This window comes from Caballeronia choica (assembly GCF_001544535.1).
In the GTDB taxonomy this organism is placed as follows: Bacteria; Pseudomonadota; Gammaproteobacteria; order Burkholderiales; family Burkholderiaceae; genus Caballeronia; species Caballeronia choica.
Genome location: NZ_FCON02000001.1, coordinates 136,795 through 155,589, shown reverse-complemented (window position 1 = coordinate 155,589; position 18,795 = coordinate 136,795). Strand labels below are relative to the sequence as shown.

Below are 18,795 nucleotides of genomic sequence, written 5' to 3'. Positions count from 1 at the left end.
CATTGCTCCTCTGCATCGCGACGACTCTGATTGAACGCCGCTCGCACCAGCACCCTGGGGATGCTTCATGCGTCCGGTCTTTTCTGGCCTGGCGGTATTCGATCACATAAGATCGAACTCTAGCGATCGGTTGGCGAGTACTGATCTAATATGGGTTCCATCATCTGCTCACCGTGCAGGGTGTCGCCGCGATCTACTCGTCACCGGAATCATCTGCACGATCATCCGGCCCTGTAAGTTTGAAGCCCAGGAAAATTTCGCTGCCTGAGTGAAGGAACGCGGATGGAACGCGGAACGAACGCGGAGCGACCATGGCGATAAGGATTGCACGACTCTTGAGCACCAGCCTCGTCGTCCTGTTGGCGGGCTGCCCATCGAAGCAGCAGGATCAGCAGGCTCAGACTCAGCCCGCTTCAGCACCGGCCCCGGCCTCTGCCGCGGCTTCTGCTGCGGCTGCGGCTTCCGTTGCGGCCGCGGCGTCCGCGCCAGCTCCGGCCTCAGCCCCCGGACCTCAGGCCCAGCAATTTCCACCGGAGGAAATCGAAGCGCTGGTCGCGCCGATCGCGCTCTATCCCGACTCGCTGTTATCGCAAATCCTGATGGCGTCGACCTATCCGCTCGAAATCGTGCATGCGGCCCGCTGGGTGAAAACGCATAAGGACCTGAAGGGCGAAGCTGCCGTTAAGGCCGTGCAGGACCAGCCGTGGGACGTCAGCGTGAAGTCACTGGTGGCATTTCCACAGGTGCTGGAACCCATGAACGACAAGCTCGACTGGACCCAGAGGCTCGGCGATGCTTTCCTTGCCAATGAAAAGGACGTGCTCGATGCCGTGCAGCGCTTGCGGGTGCGTGCGCAACAAGCCGGACATCTGAACTCCAACGCGCAACAGAAGGTGATCGTCGAAGCGCCGATCCCGAGCCAGGCGGGCCAGGGCGCGCAAGGTGGCCAGGCGGTCCAGGCGCCGCAAACCATCGTGCGTATCGAGCCATCCGATCCCCAGGTCGTCTACGTGCCCTCGTACAATCCGACCGTCGTCTACGGCGGCTGGAGCGCTCCAGCCTACCCGCCGACCTATTGGCCGCCGTATCCGGCCTACTACCCAGGAGCCGCCCTCGCGAGCGGCTTCGCCTGGGGGGTCGGTATCGCGGCAGCAGGCGCAATCTTCGGCAATTGCAACTGGAACAACAATGATGTCAACATCAACGTGAACAAGGCCGCCAACATCGACCGCAATTTCGACCGTACCAAGGTAGTGGGCGGCAAGTGGCAGCACGACGCGGGACATCGTCAGGGCGTCGCCTATCGCGACAACGCAACGCGCGACAGGTATTCCAAGGGCGTGCAGGGCGCAGACTCGCGACGCGACTATCGCGGTCGCACCGACGGCGGCGCCGAGCGCGCGAACGTCGCCAATCGCGCGGAAGCTGGAACCCGCACGGGCCGCCAGAACAACGCGACTGCGGCCAACCGCGCCGGCCAAACGAAAACAGCGGGTGTCAGCGACCGGTCCACCAAGTCCGCCCGAGATACTACAGCGAACAATCGGGCATCAACGTCCAACCGCACTGCCTCCGCCAACAATCGCGCGGAGACGTCCAACCGCAATACCGCAGCCAGTAATCGCGCACAGACATCCAATCGAAGCCCGGCAGCGGGTAATCGCGCGCAAACGCCCACTCGTGCCGGTGCGTCAAATGCGCAAACCGGCAACAGAAGCAGCGGCGGTTACTCGGGTGCCAGCGGGGACTCGGCGTTCCAGGGCGTCGGCGGAGGCGCCGCGACGCAGCGCAACTACAATCGCGGGCAAGCGAGCGCGCAATCTTCGAACGTTAGCCGTGGTAGCGGCGCAGCCCGTGGTGGTGGCGGCGGCGGTGGTGGCGGCGGTGGTGGCGGTGGTGGCGGCGGCGCAGGCGCACGCGGCGGCCGGCGCTAGGTCGTCATATGAAGGGAAGCGATCCCAGATGAATCAACATTCTTCGAAATGACCATTCCGCGCCCACCGCATGAGCGGCGTTCATGCGCATGACCTTCGGAGAATCGCCTTCCGCCAGCGAAGCGGGAACTGAAGCGCTGCGTGGCTCGAGAATGCTCGACGAATGGTAAAGACAGATCCACTCGTGGTTGCCCGCCTTCGACATGTCGGTTTCGAGCATCCAGTTCACTCCGCACTGAAGACAGCAATATTTGCAGACTTCGAGCGGGCGGCGACCCAGCGGACGCAGCCTCGTCGACCAGTGTGCGTTCCGTAGTTGTGGATGAGGCGCAGGGGTAGCGCTCTGCAGCATTCTCTCGCACGCGTCGCAAACCATGGGAGTCAGGATCGTAGAAGAATGACGGAACGACTATATCACCGGGCATTGCGGGGTTGAACAGGGTAGCGCGGCACTCGCCGCGCTTCGGATGACGAGCGGACCGTGGCGGACGACAGTGCATTGCATCGCAATGAGCACAATCAGGGTTTGTCAGCATGACGTTCCGCCGCGTACCGCAGACATGTGCCAGCATGCGCCACCAAAGCGGGCCGATGACCCGCCAGACGAAGCCGTCGCACCGGCTATTCGGTGAATCTGCGGCGGTATGATCGACAGCAGGCACGTCGCATTCTCCGGGAGTGTCAAGAGCATGCTTTCGTCACCTGTGCCTCTCAATTGCCTGAAGGTGCTAACCATGCGGACCGATGATCCCGTTCATTCGGAGCACACGAGAAGCGCACAGCGATGGCTTCGTTCATTGCCCGTCGTCCAGGTCGTCAAAGGCTATCAGACGAGCTGGCTGCCGAAGGATCTGGCTGCGGGCCTGGTGTTGACCACGATGCTGGTGCCGGTCGGCATCGCTTATGCGGAGGCGTCAGGCGTTCCGGGAGTATGCGGCCTGTATGCGACGATCGTTCCGCTGCTCGCCTATGCGATATTCGGACCCAGCCGAATCCTGGTGCTCGGACCGGACTCCGCGCTCGCCGCACCCATCCTGGCGGTGGTCGCGCCGCTCGCCGCCGGCGATCCCGCTCGTGCAATCGCGTTGGCCGGCATGATGGCGATCGTCTCCGGTGTGGTCTGCATCGTGATGGGCGTCTTGCGGCTGGGCTTTATCACTGAACTGCTATCCAAGCCGATCCGCTACGGTTACATGAACGGGATTGCGCTCGCGGTGCTGATCAGCCAGTTGCCCAAGCTCTTCGCCATCTCCATCGAGGATCAAGGACCGCTGCGCGATCTCGCCGCCCTTGCGCAGGCCATCGCCGCGGGCAAGGCCAATTGGACCAGCTTCGCAGTGGGCGCAGCAAGCCTCGTGCTCATCCTTTTCCTGAAGCGTTTTGAAAGGCTTCCGGGCATTCTCATCGCGGTCGTGCTGGCGACGCTGTGTGTCAGCCTGTTCGGCCTCGACAGCCTTGGCGTCAAGGTGCTCGGCAAGATTCCGCAGGGACTGCCGGCGTTCGCGCTGCCGTGGGCAAGCGGCGCTGACCTCGCGAAGATCGTCCTCGGTGGCAGTGCGGTCGCGCTCATCGCTTTCGCCGATACCAGCGTGCTGTCGCGGACCTTCGCTGCGCGCGCCAACAGCCGGGTCGATCCGAATCAGGAGATGATCGGCCTGGGTGCCGCCAACCTTGCGGCGGGGCTGTTCCACGGCTTCCCGATCAGCAGCAGTTCCTCCCGCACTCCCGTCGCGGAGGCCGCAGGCGCGAAGACCCAGTTGACAGGCGTCGTAGGCGCCGTGGCGGTCGCGGCGCTGCTGCTGGCGGCACCTAACCTGCTGCGTTATCTGCCCACCAGCACGCTCGCCGCGGTCGTCATTGCCGCAGCCATCGGGCTCTTCGAGATCAAGGATCTCCAGCGCATTTTCCGCATCCAGCAATGGGAATTCTGGCTCTCCATCGCGTGCCTCGCAGGCGTCGCTGTCTTCGGGGCCATCCCCGGCATCTGCCTTGCGGTGGGGATAGCGATCATCGAATTTCTGTGGGATGGCTGGCGACCGCATTCCGCGATTCTCGGGCGCGTCCCCGCCCTGCGCGGCTACCACGACATGGAGCGCTATCCGCACGCTGAGCGGATGTCCGGTCTCGTGCTGTTCCGCTGGGACGCACCGCTCTTCTTCGCCAACGCCGAGCTGTTCCAGGAGCGTCTGTTACAGGCCATCGCGGAATCGCCGACACGCGTGCGCAGAGTGGTCGTGGCGGCAGAGCCGGTGACGAGCGTGGACGTGACATCGGCCGATATGCTTCGCGAGTTGATCCGCAAGCTGAGCGTGCAAGGCATCGAGTTGCACTTCGCCGAGCTCAAGGATCCCGTGCGCGACAAGCTCAGGCGCTTTGAAATGATGGACCTTCTCGGGGATGCGCAATTCCATCCCACGATAGGCAGTGCGGTCGATGACCATCTCGGCAATCGTGGGGTCAAGGAGCCTGGTGGCTATCCTGGTCCTGGAACGTCGGGCGGGACGTGATTGGTTGTGGGTTCCATATCGGGATCATGGCCCGCGGGTAATGGACGCTCGTTCCGCATGGACGGGATGCGTCCTTCACATCCTGTGCATCGAAAGCCTGGTCGCGCGAAAAGCGTACTTACGCCTGAATGGCGAAAGCGTCAGCGCGTTGACAATAAAGTCGTCCGCGCATTCGGCTTACCGGCACATGCGTGATCCGGCTTGCAGTCATCAAATTTAATTCGGTATGCAAATATTCCGGCAATCAACTCGCAACACGTTCTCCTTCATGAGATCACCTTGCGCCCATCACATACGTCATCTCTTACTTGCCTTGCGAATCGCGTCGAATTCCCATCAATGACATGATCGGCCCAATGGCGCAAATCGGCCTGCCCGAGCATGGGTCTTTTCGATGCAGGTTGCAGATCGGTATTTGATGATGCAATCTTTGGCGAGAGCCGAATGGGCGTCGCATCCGCCGCGGGCGAGCCTCGTTCGAGCTTCCGGATATCGGATCGCCGCGCAAATGACGCGCACCAGCCCTCGTCATGCCTGAGCCACAGGCGACTGGCCCGTAATCCCGGTCAGGCAGGGCGACCTCATCTGCAAAGGATCGCCATGAACGCATCCACCGGACGTGAACCCGGCAACGCCCTGATGGGCGCTGGCCCACCGGCTTGCACCGCTTTTCGCGGTCGTTTCCGACCCGCGCGCCCCTTCAAGGGTCGTCGTGCGTGGCGCGCCATGTGGATGGCGTGCGTGTGGCTTGCCGTGTCGGGCTTGCTTCTGTCGACGCCGCGACTCGCGGCCGCAACGCCTCTGTCCGCAGGGCTGCAGCGCCTCGTCGAGGGCACCACAGGCGCGTCAGCACCGCATGCTTCGCCGGCGCAGGCGGCATCGGCGCCCGCCCCGGCCAGCAACGCCGACCTGGCGCGGACGCTGGACAATCTCATTGGCACGCTCGACAACGACACGCAGCGCACAGCGCTCGTGACGAAATTGAAGAAGTTGCGCGACGCCGCGCAGAGCCCCGAGCCCGAAGCACCGGCGGAGCCGAACCGCGATTTGCTTGGCACGATTGCCTCAGGCATCTCGTCGGTCGAGGCGAGTCTGAACGAGGGTCAAACGCCCTTGCATTACTGGTCGGGCCGTTCGAGCGCAGCCGCAAACGAGCTGAAGGCTATCGTCACCGGAGCGCGGGGCGAGTCGTTCGGCCAGGTGGTCCTCGGAATGTTCGTGACGCTCGCTGCCTGGAGCGTCTGCACAGCCACATTGTTCTACGGACAGCGGCGCATCCGTGCACGGAAAGGCTGGGATGCCTCGCTCGTGCCGAACCCGACCTCGCTCGAACTGTTGAGCTTCGGACTGCGGCAGACCGGGCCATGGATCGTCGCATTCCTCGCCGCCCTTCTCCTCGTGGGGACCAGGTCCGATAGGCTCGGCTACACGCTGGGGCTCGTGATCGCGTATTCGATCGTCGCGGGCGTGGTCTTCTCCGCCCTCTGCACGATTGTGTTCTCGGTATTCGGCACGGCACACCGGCGCGTCGCGGTACAACTGCTGCTCCCGCGCGCCCGTTCGCTCCTGTTCGTGATCGGCGCATGTGGCGCACTCGGAGACGCTGCTTCAAATCCCGACGTCACTCAACTGCTCGGCTCGAACCTCGCCGGACTCGTGTCGACTTTCGCCAACATGGGGGCTGCGATTTTGAGCGCGTACTTCGCACTCGCCTATCGCCGGCCGGTCGCACATCTGATCCGCAACCGGACGCAAAGCCAAAGGCGCTATCACAAACTGGCGACCGAGGCGCTCGACATCTTCGCATCGCTCTGGCACATTCCGATCCTGCTGATTGCAATCGCGTCGATCGTCGCGATGATCGACGGACGCGGCACGGAGCGAGGGGTGTTGCAACCCTCGCTGGTCAGCGCGCTGCTGCTCGTGCTCACGCTCTTCCTGTCGGCCCTCCTGCTTCATCTGACGCGTGGACGGAACAGCCGGGCACAACGCCGCAAGCCGCACGTGACGAGGCTGCTGCGCTTCGGCGGCATGCTTCTGATTTTCATGATATGGCTCGTCTATATCCGGTTCGAACTGGAACTGTGGAGCGGCCCGGTCGCGCGGCTCCTCAAGCACAGTGCGATGACGCCAGGTGTCAAGCACACGTTGATTGCGCTCACGACGACTGTTTTCGGCGCGTGGTTCGCATGGATTCTGATCGATACCATCATCCTCGAAGCGCTGAGCCCAAGCACCGCGCGCGCCCGAGCACTCGATCCGGGCGTGCGCGGGCGCACCATATTGCCGCTCGTGCGTAATGCACTGTTCGTGATGGTTGTCACGATCGCGGCCATCAGCGTTGCCGCGAGCCTTGGCATCAACCTGACGCCGCTGCTCGCGGGCGCGGGCATCATCGGTCTTGCCGCCGGCTTTGGTGCGAAATCGCTGGTGACAGATTTGATTACCGGCCTCTTCATCATTATCGAAGAGACGATCTCGGTCGGCGACTGGATCGACATCGACGGCGGCCATGCCGGCACTGTCATAGACCTGACGATCCGCACGGTCCGCCTGCGAGACGGGCAAGGCGCGATCCATACCATTCCCTTTTCGCAGATCAAGATCGTGAAGAATCTGTCGCGCGACTTCGCCTACGCGGTGTTCGAAGTGCGGGTATCGTTTTCCGTCGAGATGGATCTGGTCAGGCGTCTCATTGTCGAAGTGGGCGCCGAAATGATGGCCGATTCGCGCTTCCGCAACGAGATACTTGGGCCCGTCGAAGTGTGGGGGCTCGACCGGTTTGATGCCAACTGGATGCTGGTCAAAGGACAGTTCAAGACGCGGCCATTGCAGCAGTGGAGCGTGGCGCGCGCGTTCAATGAGCGGCTCAAGCGCAAGATGGACGACGCGGGCATCGAGATTCCCGTGCCGCAGATGGAAGTTCATACGCTGGAGAAGTCGAAGGGCCTCAAGCCAGACGCTGAGAACGGCGCAGATGACGAGCGTCGCGACGTCATCGACGCGGATGTCGCCGTCGGAGACCAGGCCGGTACCAGGATGCCTTCAGCACCGAACCTGCAAAAGCCGCCCCGCACACAGCCCGCTGCCGGTTGAACGTCTCGACTTGCGCGCCGTGTCGTGGGCCGCAGCGTGTTGAATCGCTCACCGATCCCTTGCGACGGGGAATCGGAAATCAGAACTTGAAGGTCACATTCACGCTTGGGCCGCTGAAGCGTAGCGTTTGTACGAGTTGATCACCCGAGCCGTAAAACGCGAGATATCGATAGAGCACGCCGAAGTCGACCCGCTTTGTCGCATAGGCCACACCTGTCAGCGCCTGCCAGGTGAACTTCGAGGTGCCGGTCCCCACGTCGAGATAGAACGGGATGTACCAGGCGCCGTCCGTCGTGAGGGTTGCACGCCCGCGCACGCCCGCAAAACCGTCGAAGATGTTCTGCATCTGCCCGACATGAAAGTTCGTGGTGGCTCCAGGTCTTGAGCCGGCTGTCGCACCGAGGGCGGCGTCGAGTGTTGCCTTCACACCCAGGTAGCGCAGCCCCGCGATCGCATCGATGTATCCCCATCCCTGCCGCACGACGGTGCGACCGCCGCCCAACTGGACCAGCGTTCCGGCGAAACTCGTCTGAACGTCCTTCTGGGTTTCGCGCGTGCCGAGGACGCCGCTCGTCGAATTGACAGAGCTATCGTGCCGGCCGAAGTTGAGGTAGATGGCGTCGGCGAAAACACTCCAGTCTCCCTTGCGGGCATCTCCTTGCAGCATCAAGGCAAATCTGAGGTTCTGCAGATAGTTGTACGGCCCGGAAGACGCGTCGGCGCCGCCGCCGGGCAATGAGAACCGGAGCGTCCCGCTCACGGTCGGCAACCACAGGTAGGGCCCCGCTGCGAACTGCCATTGCGCGCCGGCGTCGCCCGGAGGAGCGTCGGTCGCGAACGCCAAGCCGCTTATGGCAGCCGTCGTCAACGCGGCGATGCATTTCGACCGTCGAGTCATGATGTCTCCTTCTGCCGCTCCACGCGTTTCAGATGCGCGCGGCATCGCTTGCGTGGTCAAGCCGCAGTACGACGCGGGCCGGTTGCCGTCAGCACAGAGATTGCGCACAGCAGACACTGTGAAGGCTTATTGGATCAGAAGCAAGGATCGCGGGACGCTCGTCAATTCGGTTTCAGCCAGCGCATCCTGTCGCCCGAGGGGGTGTACAGGACAAAGAGAAGGAGAGCATGTGTCATACGGCGGTGAGCAGAAGCGGCAAGAGGATGGCATCGCGTCTTGCCTTGACGGCCCATGCGGCAGCGCAAGCGCGGCTTTCAACCATACACCGCTCTTGCGCAAGCAGGTGAGATTGCCGTCTCACGGCAATCTCGCGCACCAGTTGTCTTGTGCACGCGAATGCGCACGCGTGATTCCTGTGCCCCGGCAGATCCACGGCGAAGCGATTTCGATTTCTTCGTTGTCGAATCTCGCCCGAGCGAGCTCACAACCTCAAAATCCCATCTCCGATCCGACAGCGCATTCAGAATCGATGACGCACGCCGACCGTTGCTTCGACCTGGTTATTCGTCGACGACGGCGCGCTCACGCCGTTGATCCACGCCACGCCCAACGGCGAATTGCCGCCCGCACTCAAGCCCTGCCAGGTGCTTTGCAGATAAAGATCGGTGCGTTTTGAGAAGCTATAGTCAGCCATCGCGCTCACCTGGTTCCAGTGCGGACTGCCGCTCCCCCCGCTGCCACCCGCGCGCGAATACGTATAGGCGCCGGAGAGCTGGACAGCCGGTGTCAGCGCATAACGCACGTTGCCTTCGAAGTTCTGGAAGTGTGTGCTCAAACCGGTCTGGAACAGTTGCGTCAGGTTGGTCTGCGAGTACACAAAACCGGCAACCGCCGGGCCGATCGCATAACTCACGCCGCCACCCCACGTCTGTTGCCGGCTGGCCAGGGCGCCCAGCGGAACTGAGGTTGGCGACAGCAGCGCCTGAATCGAAGAGCCGGTCGTATCGGTCACCGCGCCACCCGTGTTGACCTGTCCCGGCGTCCCGGCGGCGCTATTCAGATGCAGATACCCAGCGCCGAAATTCAGTGGCCCCCATGCGTACGACATGCCCACACTGTAGGCGCGATTGTCCGCAAAGCCACCGGCCTCGTTCGAAAAGCCATACAGCGCACCGAACTTGAACCCGGCGTACACCGGACTTTCATATTTCACCGAATTGTTGATTTGGAACGAGTCGTTCAGGTTGTCAATGTCAAAGGGGTGGGCAAAGTGAGTGCCGCCATATTGCGTGCCGGTCATCGAGAGCGGCGCGACGAAGTCGACCATGTCATCGGTCTGGCGACCAAGCGTCAGCGTGCCAAAGTCGCGGCTGGACAATCCCACGTACGCCTCGCGATTGAATATCCGGTTGCTGGACGAAAACTGCCCGTTGTTCACGTTGAAACCATTTTCCAACGTGAAAATGGCCTTTATCCCGCCACCAAGGTCTTCCGCGCCACGCAGCCCCCAACGGCTGTACTGGACGGATCCGCTGGTCATCTGCCAGTTGCTGTGCCCGCCCGACCCGGTTCCGGTGATCTGGCTGTTCGTATACGTCAGGCCCGCGTCGATCAGGCCATACAGCGTCACACTGCTCTGCGCGTGCACCGATCCCGCCAGGACGATCAGTGATGCGCCAGCGATAAGGGATTTGTTCATTAGCTTGCTCCAGATGATCCGCTCGGCGGGATTGTTCTGAATTGCTTCACTCAGACACGTTCAGGTTGGCGTTGCCACAAGCGCGCTGAAAGGCCGGTGCATTGCTGAAAAGCGATGCACCGGCCGGTACCGTATGAAAGGATTCGACACCGGCGACTTCGGGATCGACGAAGCAGTCGTGCCAAACGTGCGTCACTGCCGAGTGCTCAAAGCCAGCCCGTTACCGCTTGGGAAGGTCGACATCGTCCCTGGTCTGAAACGCGACCTCCGCACCATTCCTAGGATAGTTGAGCGCTAAGAAAAGACAACCGCTGCGCCGCGACAAAAGGTGCTCATGTTCTGGCGCATCGCATCGCGGAGGAATCCGCCGAGCGGCCGCGCATTCTCGTAAAGCACCCTGCCCGCTTGAGCGACATCGACCGCACAGGAGCGGAAGTTCGTCAGCCGCATTGCTCTGCGCCATGCGCCACCATCGGCATGCGGTCGGATTCGTCGCACGGAAACGTTCTTCGCTGCGAGCCAATCGACCATCGCGCTCCAGATGACAATCCGGCGATCACCCTCGCGAACGCGGCGGGCGCATGCTCGAACTTCCAGATACCGACCTCTCCCAACGTGTCCGACCGATTCGCGATTCTTCGCAATCGCTGCGTTTGTTGCATGCAGTGATCAACTGGAGAATATTCGCCAGCGAGTTGGTATTGGCGGTTCTGAAATCGAAACACACCTGCAAGGCAACGCGCCTGACTTAATTCGTGCAGCGAATAACAAAGTCGTTGCCTATGATTGTCCTAGGCCGGTTCAGGTCCTTTGCTTCGCGGCGTCCGCCTCGCATCGGGTTTAACCTCATATCGGCAGTTCTTGAGCTTATTCCCGTCCGCGCCTGCGAAGACCGCGCCGCTCAAGTCAAATCGTTTCAGCCAGGCATCAAACAAAAGGAGTCGTGCAAATGAAAGCTCCTCCGCGACCAGTACGCTTCGAGTTGACGGCGCCGCTCTCGGGCGTGCTGGTGCCGCTCGAAGACGTGCCAGATCCGGTCTTCGCGCAGAAGATGGTCGGCGACGGCATTTCGATCGACCCGACCTCGGACGAATTGCTCGCCCCGCTTTCCGGCAAGGTCACGCAACTGCATCGCGCGAACCACGCCGTGACGATCACGGGCGATAACGGGCTCCAGGTACTGCTGCACATCGGGCTCGACACGGTGATGCTGCGCGGCGAGGGTTTCACCCCGCTGGTCAAGGAAGGCGACACCGTCACGACGGGCCAGCCGCTGATTCGGTTCGATCCGCTCGTGGTCGGCGCGAGGGCGGTGAGCCTGCTCACGCAGATGGTGATCGCCAACGGCGATCTCGTGACGCGCTACGTGCCAGCGAAGGGACTCGTCACCGCGGGCAAGGACGCGGCGCTGTCCGTCGACCTCGTCGGCGGTGCGCCGGAAGCCGAGGCGAGCGGCGCGGCGGGCGCGATCTCATCCGACGAAGTCACCCTGCCGAATCCCGCGGGCCTGCATGCGCGGCCCGCCGCCGTCTTCGCAGCCGAAGCCAAGAAATACAAGTCCGAAATCCGCCTGCTGCGCGGCAGCGACAGCGCGAACGCCAAGTCGGTCGTGTCGCTCATGGGGCTCGCGACGAATTTCGGCGACAAGGTACGCGTTCAGGCGACCGGTCCCGACGCGGGCGAAGCCGCGGGCGCGCTGGCGCGTCTGCTCGCAGAAGGTTCGGGCGAGAAGCCCGGCGACGCGCCCGCACCCGCACCCGCATCATCGCCCGCTGCCGCTGCCGCTGCCGCACCGTCCGCCGGCGCCGTGCGCGCAGCGGCCGCCTACGCCAACGAACTGACCGGCGTATCGGCCTCGCCCGGACTCGCAGTCGGCAAGATCGTGCAGTTCCGCCAGGAAGTCATCGACGTCAAGGAAGCGGGCGAATCGCCACAGCGCGAACGGGCGCGGCTCGAATCGGCCCGCCATGAAGCGCATCAGCAGATCGAAGGGCTCAAGGCCAGGCTTACGGATCCGTCGAAGGCGCAGATCCTCGACGCACACCTCGAACTGCTCGAAGACCCCGACCTCAACGACATGGCGATCGGTCGCATCAGCGAAGGCAAGAGCGCGGGCTTTGCATGGCGCGATGCTTTCCAGAAGCAGGCGAGCATACTGGAGAAGCTCGACAACCCGTTGCTGCGAGAGCGCGCAGGCGATGTCCGGGACGTCGGCCGCCGTGTGCTGGCGCTCCTCGCCGGCGTGGAGCAGGCGCAGATCGACGTGCCCGCCGACTCGATCCTGATCGCCGAGGAACTCTCGCCGTCCGACACCGCCGCGCTGGACCGCAGCAAGGTGCTCGGCTTCTGCACCACGACCGGCGGCGCCACGAGTCACGTCGCGATCCTCGCGCGCTCGCTCGGCATCCCGGCCATCTGCGGCATCGACGAGGGCGCGCTGCAGCTCGCCAACGGCACGCTCGTCGTGCTCGACGGCTCGCACGGCAGCTTGCGGCGCAATCCGAGCGACGAAGAACTCCAGAAGGCGCACGAGCGCATCAAGCGCCAGACGGCCAAGCGCGAAGAAGAGAAATTCATCGCGAGCAAGGTCGCGATGACGGCCGACGGTCACCGGGTCGAAGTCGTCGCGAACATCCGCAACGCGCAGGAAGCGCGCGAGGCGGTAGCGGCCGGCGCCGAAGGCGTGGGCCTCCTGCGTTCCGAGTTCCTGTTCGATGACCGCGACACCGCGCCGTCCGAGGACGAACAGGCCGCCGAATATTGCGCCGTGGCCGAAGCGCTCGGCCGCGAGCGTCCGCTCGTCGTCCGCACGCTCGACGTCGGCGGCGACAAGCCGCTCTCCTACATGCCGCTGCCCAAGGAAGACAACCCCTTCCTCGGCCTGCGTGGCGTGCGTGTAAGCCTCGACCGGCCGGACATGTTCCGCACGCAGCTGCGCGCGATCCTGCGCGCAGCTTCCATCGGCAACCTGCACGTGATGTTCCCGATGGTCGCCACGATCGAGGAAGTGCGCGCGGCGAAGAAGATGTTGCTCGAGGAGGCCGGCGATCGCGCGAACAGCGTCAAGATCGGCGTGATGATCGAAGTGCCGGCTGCCGCGCTGATTGCCGAGCCGCTCGCACGCGAAGTCGACTTCTTCTCGATCGGCACGAATGATCTGACGCAATACACGCTTGCGATGGACCGCGGCCATCCGAAGCTCGCCAAGCAGGCCGATGCGCTTCACCCGGCAGTGCTGCGTTTGATCGGCATGACGGTCGAAGGCGCGCACAAGCACGGCAAATGGGTCGGCGTCTGCGGCGGCATCGCCTCGGACGCGATGGCAGTTCCCGTGCTCGTGGGCCTCGGTGTCGACGAGCTTTCGGTCAGCATCCCCGCGGTCGGTTCGATCAAGGCCCAGCTTGCGCGGCTGACCATGGACGAAGCGCGCCAGCTCGCCGCCCGCGTGCTGCAGGTCGGTACCGCCGCTGAAGTCCGCGCCCTTCTCACCCCTTACGCCGAATAAGCCGGCCAGCCGGCGGGAGACCATCCATGTTCAAGAACGCGTTTGGCGTCGTGCAGAAGGTCGGCAAATCGTTGATGCTGCCCGTCGCCGTGCTGCCCGTGGCCGGACTGTTGCTCGGCCTCGGCGCGACCGACTTCCACGGCTACGTGCCGGCCATCGTGCTCGCGCTGATGAAGAACGCGGGCGACGTGATCTTCGGCAACCTGCCGCTGATCTTCGCGATCGGCGTCGCGCTCGGCTTCACCGAGAACGATGGCGTATCGGGCATCGCTGCCACGATCGGGTATCTCGTCATGACGGCGACGCTCGGCGTGATTGCCAAGGCGGAAGGCATCGTGCCCGACACGATCATGGGCATTCCGTCGATCCAGACCGGCGTGTTTGGCGGCATTCTGGCTGGCGGTCTGGCGGCCTGGATGTTCAATCGCTACTACAGGATCACGCTGCCGCCCTATCTCGGCTTTTTCGGCGGCAAGCGCTTCGTGCCGATCGTGACCGCGATCGGCGCGATCGTGCTTGGCGGCATCCTGTCCGTCGTGTGGCCGCCGATCGGCGGCGTGATCAAGGCGTTTTCGCAGTGGGCGGCAGTTTCGGATCCGCGCACCGCGGCGACGCTCTACGGCTTCGTCGAGCGTCTATTGATCCCGTTCGGCCTGCATCACATCTGGAACGTGCCGTTTTTCTTCGAGGCGGGCAGCTTCCTCGACCCGACGACCGGCAAGGTGGTCCACGGCGACATCGGCCGCTTCTTCGCGGGAGACCCCACCGCTGGCATCCTGTCGGGCGCGTTCCTGTTCAAGATGTTCGGCCTGCCGGCCGCGGCGATCGCAATCTGGCACTGCGCCAAGCCGGAGAAGAAGGTCGCTGTCGGCGGCATCATGGTCTCGGCCGCGCTGACTTCGTTCCTCACCGGGATCACCGAGCCGATCGAGTTCGCCTTTCTCTTCGTCGCCCCGATCCTTTACTTCATCCACGCGTGCCTCGCGGCGTCGGCGCAGTTCGTTGCCAACACCTTGAACATGCACATGGGCTTCACGTTCTCGCAGGGCGCCATCGACTTCCTGATGTTCAACCTGATCGGCAACAAGGCGACCCATGCCTGGTACGTCTTCATCCTCGGGCCGATCTACGCGGTGATCTACTACAGCGTGTTCCGCTTCGTGATTACCCGGTTCAACCTCAAGACGCCGGGTCGCGAGGACGACACCGTCGAAGCCGCCACGGTCAGCACGGCCGGCACCGGGGGGCGCTCGCGCGAACTCGTGCTCGCCTTCGGCGGCCGTTCCAACATCCAGAGCCTGGATGCCTGCATCACGCGCCTGCGCGTCTCGGTGAAGAACCCGGCGCTCGTCGACGACGGCAAGCTCAAGGCGCTCGGCGCCGCGGGTGTCTTGCGTGTCGGCAATGGCGTGCAGGCGATCTTCGGGACGTCGTCGGAGAACATGAAGACCGACCTGCAGGAATACCTGAAGACGGCAGGCAGCGAAGCCGACCTCGCAGCGGGCGGAACGCAAGTCGCCGAGGCCGCTGCTCCGATCGCGGCTCCCGCCGCCGCCGCGCCCGGCTCGACGCAGAAGGCGCGGGCGGACAAGATCCGCGCAGCGCTCGGTGGCACTGCCAACATCAAGAAGCTCGAAGCGCTTGCGGCCACGCGCCTGCGCGTCTTGCTGTCCGACGCCTCCCGGCTCGACGCCGCCGCGCTGAAGGAGGCCGGCGTCCCCGCGACGCAATCGCTCAGCAACGGCGAGCTGGATCTGATCGTCGGCCTCGAGGCGGAACACCTCGCGAGCGAGATGCGATAAGCGCCGACAAGACCCCCACCCCTCATATCGGCCCTTCGGGCGCCCTTGTTTTTGGGGCGGCGCACGCGCGCATCATCCGCGCGGACCAGGCAATCGCCCGTCGTGCGGGCGAGCGGCAAGCGCTCTGGACGCGACGGTGCGGAGCCAGAAGCAAAAGACCGGCACTGCGGCAAATTCACCCCTCTTCGAGAACGACAACACTTCGCCCTTGCACGGAACATGTTTCGCTTTCGACGCTCGCGTCCTTGGCTTGCGGCTCGATATCGTGAGGCGGAACGGCGGCCGTATCGACAATGCGCCGCCAGCGCCGCTCTTCTTCCAGAGCGGGAAGCGCCACCACGCGCGTGGCATCGCCCATGTTGAACACCACATGCAGCAGCGGCTCGTCGGGCGATCTCCCGGCGAGCGTGAAAGCGAGGAGACGCCCCCCGGGGTCGTTCCACTCGGGAGCGTGCAAGCGCTCACCGTGCCACGCGACATCGGGATGCGACTGCCCACTCGGCCGACGCCCGGTCAAGAAACGGCGGTGACGCAGGCTCGCATGGCGCTTGCGCAAGGCGATGAACTCGCGGGTAAAGCGCAGCATCCCGGAAGCGCGATCCGAGAGCCGCCAGTCGATCCACGCCAGCGCATTGTCCTGGCAAAAGGCGTTATTGTTCCCGTGCTGGGTTCGGAGGAACTCGTCGCCCGCAAGAATCATCGGCACACCCTGGCTCAGCAGCAGGATCGCCATGAAATTGCGCGCCTGACGATGACGCAGCCCAATGATCTGAGCATCATCCGTTTCGCCTTCCGTGCCGCAATTCCATGACAGGTTGTCGTTACTGCCATCCCGGTTGTCCTCTCCATTGGCCTCATTGTGCTTCGCGTCAAAGCTGACGAGATCGCTCAGCGTGAAGCCATCGTGGCACGTAACGAAGTTGATGCTGTTGGCCGGCAGCCTCCCGTCGTCCTGATAGAGATCGGCGCTTCCGGCCACACATGTGGCGACCTGTGCGACAAGACCTGGATCGCCTCGCACAAAACGGCGGATCACATCGCGATAGCGTCCGTTCCATTCTTTCCATGCCATGCCGGGAAAGGCACCCAGATGATAGAGGCCCGCCGCATCCCACGCCTCCGCGATCAGCGCCGCGCGAGCCAGCACGGGCGACGACTCGATCGCCCACGGCAGTGGAGGCACGCTCATCGATTCGCCATGCTGGCCGCGTGCGAAGACACTCGCCAGGTCGAACCGGAAGCCGTCGACACCGAATTCGCGTACCCAGTATTCAAGACACCGCACCACGAACGCAGTCACCAGAGGATGGTTGCAGTTGACGGTATTTCCGCAACCCGTGTAGTCGCGGTAGCCGTGGCTGCCGGTGCTGCTGTTGGTATCGACGTGGTAGAAGATGTCGTTCGCCAGAACCTTGAAGTTGATCACCGGACCATTCGCGCCCGCTTCCGCTGTGTGGTTGAACACCACGTCGAGCAGTACGCCGATATCCGCCGCGTGCAAGGCATCGACGAGCGCGCGGAACTCGTGCGGTGCGCGGACAGGGTCCACACAATAGCGTGGGTGGGCGCTGTAGAAGCTATGGGTGCTGTAGCCCCAGTAGTTGTGCAGGCTTCTCGCAGCCACGGCGGCGGGGACGTCCTGCTCGTCGAAAGCCATCACCGGCATCAGTTCAACATGGGTCACGCCGAGCTGCTGCAGATAGGGGATTTTTTCGATCACGCCCGCGAACGTGCCGGGATGAAGCACGCCACTCGAAGGATGACGGGTATAGCCGCCGACGTGCAGTTCGTAGATGATCGCGTCGTCCAGCGTGCGAATGGCCGCCCTGTCGCGCGTGCGGAACGGTTCGGTGACGATGGCCCTCATTGACGCGTGACCGGTATCGGTCGATTGGGCGGATTGCTGCCGGTTCCAGAGGTGATCGCTGACTGCGCGCGCGTGAGGATCGAGAAGCTCCCTGCGTCCAGCGGCTTCGTCGCTGATCTGCAGCAAGCCATGCGGGCCATGCGCGCACCACGTGTAATGACAGTGCAACGGCAGATCTTCGACCAGCACATGCCAGTAGAAGAACGTGCGATTGGACTCGGGCTCGAGCGAGATGACCTGGAACGGCTCCGGACTGGCCGGACCGGCGTAAAGAAGAAGCTCGACTTCCGTTGCGTGCCGGCAGAACACGCAGAAATTGATGCCACCGGACACGACCGTCGCCCCGGACGGGAATCTCGAACCCGGCTGCACCGCATAGCTGCGTTCCATCGCGGCGCTATGGCTGAACAAGGTTTGCGTTCACCGCGCGCACGGCCCGGATACGCTCGCAGACCTTGCGAATCTCAAGGTCGGAAGAGATATGCAGCGAGCGCGCCGTATTCATGACCGATGTCTCACGTTGAAATCCGGATAGAAGACGACCTCCAGCCACGCTTCAATAGCCGGATCGTTGTTCACGACTTTCCGCTACACCTGTGATGCGTCGAACGATGAGTTTCGCCAGGTCATCCGGCTTCGTCATTGTCTCGACGTAGCCCTGCGAGCATGCAATTTTTTTGGTTTCTGTTGGGCGTCTCGTGCACTGTGCAATGATATGCTGAGCGATGTAGATTGCAAGGAAAGGCCTCCTGGCGCCTTTGTCAGTTCACCGGTCGATATCGTTATCGAATTTTTTATTGTTGCAGCGCATCCGCAGCACGCGTTCACCGAGCCGCGGTGCAATGCTCCATGACAACGAAGACAGGCCGAGCCGATTCCCCCGTAGCGGAGCACTTCCATGCTCAACCGACTTGCATTCCTGATCGTGTGCGCCGCAGTGTCGATGCTTGCGGGTTGCGCTGGGCCGCCGCATCAGCAAGTCGAGCCTGGCGCCGACCAGTCCGCCCTGATTGCCCGTCTGGGTCCGCCCAAGGAAACATACGATCTGCCCAACGGCGGCAAGCGGCTGATGTGGCCGACCCAGCCCATGGGTTCGACGACAACCGCAGCCGACATCGACGCTTCCGGCAAAGTGCTGGCCGTTCGACAAGTCCTTCAGGACAATGAGTTTTATCGCGCGGAGGTGGGAAAGTGGACCCGCAACGACGTGCTCGTCAACTTCGGCCGTCCGTTCGAAACCTCCTACTTCAAGCGAGTACAAAGGGAGGTATGGTCGTACCGGTACATGGAGAACAACATCGACCATCTGATTTACAACTTTTATTTCGATGATCAGGGAGTCCTCCGACAGACGCAGAGACAACCCGATCCAAAGTACGATCCAAGCCAGCGCAACCGGTTCTAGCGGCAAAAAGCAGGCGATGCCTTCGCTTGCCGCCCTCGTTCGATATCCGGCTCACGCTCCGCTCTCCAACGGGCAGAGAACG

11 protein-coding genes and 1 pseudogene are annotated in these 18,795 nt (G+C 63.1%); 6 read left to right on the top strand and 6 right to left on the bottom strand.

Annotated features, from left to right (window positions below):
- Positions 1-311 precede the first annotated feature (311 nt).
- Positions 312-1,934: a DUF3300 domain-containing protein gene (locus tag AWB68_RS00650; protein WP_235028136.1), complete on the top strand. Its 1,623-nt coding sequence runs from the start codon at positions 312-314 to the stop codon at positions 1,932-1,934.
- A 4-nt stretch (positions 1,935-1,938) separates the two neighbouring features.
- On the opposite strand, the gene AWB68_RS00645 is transcribed toward AWB68_RS00650, so the two are convergent.
- The gene (locus AWB68_RS00645; RefSeq protein ID WP_087642423.1) at positions 1,939-2,154 is read right to left on the bottom strand and encodes a hypothetical protein; all 216 of its coding nucleotides are present in this window, start codon (positions 2,152-2,154) and stop codon (positions 1,939-1,941) included.
- A 514-nt stretch (positions 2,155-2,668) separates the two neighbouring features.
- Between AWB68_RS00645 and AWB68_RS00640 the strand changes: the two genes are divergently transcribed.
- Positions 2,669-4,441 (top strand): SulP family inorganic anion transporter, encoded by a 1,773-nt coding sequence (locus AWB68_RS00640; protein ID WP_087642422.1) that lies wholly within the window; start codon positions 2,669-2,671, stop codon positions 4,439-4,441.
- A 732-nt stretch (positions 4,442-5,173) separates the two neighbouring features.
- Positions 5,174-7,537, top strand: coding sequence for a mechanosensitive ion channel family protein (locus AWB68_RS00635; RefSeq protein WP_445344356.1), 2,364 nt, complete (start codon positions 5,174-5,176; stop codon positions 7,535-7,537).
- 79 nt (positions 7,538-7,616) lie between these two features.
- Here AWB68_RS00635 and AWB68_RS00630 read toward each other — a convergent pair whose 3' ends face one another.
- The 3 genes from AWB68_RS00630 to AWB68_RS00620 all read right to left on the bottom strand — a co-directional run bounded on the left by AWB68_RS00630 (position 7,617) and on the right by AWB68_RS00620 (position 10,665).
- Positions 7,617-8,435: a hypothetical protein gene (locus AWB68_RS00630; protein ID WP_087642421.1), complete on the bottom strand. Its 819-nt coding sequence runs from the start codon at positions 8,433-8,435 to the stop codon at positions 7,617-7,619.
- A gap of 520 nt (positions 8,436-8,955) precedes the next feature.
- Positions 8,956-10,134 (bottom strand): porin, encoded by a 1,179-nt coding sequence (locus AWB68_RS00625; protein WP_087642420.1) that lies wholly within the window; start codon positions 10,132-10,134, stop codon positions 8,956-8,958.
- A gap of 294 nt (positions 10,135-10,428) precedes the next feature.
- Entirely contained in the window at positions 10,429-10,665 is a 237-nt protein-coding gene (locus tag AWB68_RS00620; RefSeq protein ID WP_087642419.1) for a hypothetical protein, read from the bottom strand.
- 418 nt (positions 10,666-11,083) lie between these two features.
- Between AWB68_RS00620 and ptsP the strand changes: the two genes are divergently transcribed.
- On the top strand, positions 11,084-13,639 hold the full coding sequence (gene ptsP / locus AWB68_RS00615; RefSeq protein ID WP_087642418.1) for a phosphoenolpyruvate--protein phosphotransferase: 2,556 nt from the start codon (positions 11,084-11,086) through the stop codon (positions 13,637-13,639).
- A 26-nt stretch (positions 13,640-13,665) separates the two neighbouring features.
- Positions 13,666-15,441, top strand: coding sequence for a PTS glucose transporter subunit IIBC (ptsG, locus tag AWB68_RS00610; protein WP_087642417.1), 1,776 nt, complete (start codon positions 13,666-13,668; stop codon positions 15,439-15,441).
- 175 nt (positions 15,442-15,616) lie between these two features.
- On the opposite strand, the gene AWB68_RS00605 is transcribed toward ptsG, so the two are convergent.
- Positions 15,617-17,698 carry a glycogen debranching protein gene (locus AWB68_RS00605; protein WP_087642416.1) on the bottom strand — a complete coding sequence of 694 codons (2,082 nt, stop codon included), beginning with the start codon at positions 17,696-17,698 and terminating at the stop codon, positions 15,617-15,619.
- Positions 17,699-17,818: 120 nt separating this feature from the next.
- Positions 17,819-17,933: pseudogene (locus AWB68_RS51280) on the bottom strand (glycogen/starch/alpha-glucan phosphorylase); the annotation flags it as partial.
- Between the two features lie 273 nt (positions 17,934-18,206).
- Between AWB68_RS51280 and AWB68_RS00600 the strand changes: the two are divergent.
- Entirely contained in the window at positions 18,207-18,713 is a 507-nt protein-coding gene (locus tag AWB68_RS00600; protein ID WP_087642415.1) for a hypothetical protein, read from the top strand.
- Positions 18,714-18,795 lie beyond the last annotated feature (82 nt).

Coding starts and splice junctions, on each gene's coding strand:
- AWB68_RS00640 (WP_087642422.1), top strand. CDS start 2,669: ATGCGGACCGATGATCCCGTTCATTCGGAGCACACGAGAAGCGCACAG.
- AWB68_RS00605 (WP_087642416.1), bottom strand. CDS start 17,698: ATGGAACGCAGCTATGCGGTGCAGCCGGGTTCGAGATTCCCGTCCGGG.
- AWB68_RS00645 (WP_087642423.1), bottom strand. CDS start 2,154: ATGCTCGAAACCGACATGTCGAAGGCGGGCAACCACGAGTGGATCTGT.
- AWB68_RS00650 (WP_235028136.1), top strand. CDS start 312: ATGGCGATAAGGATTGCACGACTCTTGAGCACCAGCCTCGTCGTCCTG.
- AWB68_RS00620 (WP_087642419.1), bottom strand. CDS start 10,665: ATGGTCGATTGGCTCGCAGCGAAGAACGTTTCCGTGCGACGAATCCGA.
- AWB68_RS00625 (WP_087642420.1), bottom strand. CDS start 10,134: ATGAACAAATCCCTTATCGCTGGCGCATCACTGATCGTCCTGGCGGGA.
- AWB68_RS00635 (WP_445344356.1), top strand. CDS start 5,174: ATGGCGTGCGTGTGGCTTGCCGTGTCGGGCTTGCTTCTGTCGACGCCG.
- AWB68_RS00630 (WP_087642421.1), bottom strand. CDS start 8,435: ATGACTCGACGGTCGAAATGCATCGCCGCGTTGACGACGGCTGCCATA.
- AWB68_RS00600 (WP_087642415.1), top strand. CDS start 18,207: ATGCTCAACCGACTTGCATTCCTGATCGTGTGCGCCGCAGTGTCGATG.
- ptsG (WP_087642417.1), top strand. CDS start 13,666: ATGTTCAAGAACGCGTTTGGCGTCGTGCAGAAGGTCGGCAAATCGTTG.
- ptsP (WP_087642418.1), top strand. CDS start 11,084: ATGAAAGCTCCTCCGCGACCAGTACGCTTCGAGTTGACGGCGCCGCTC.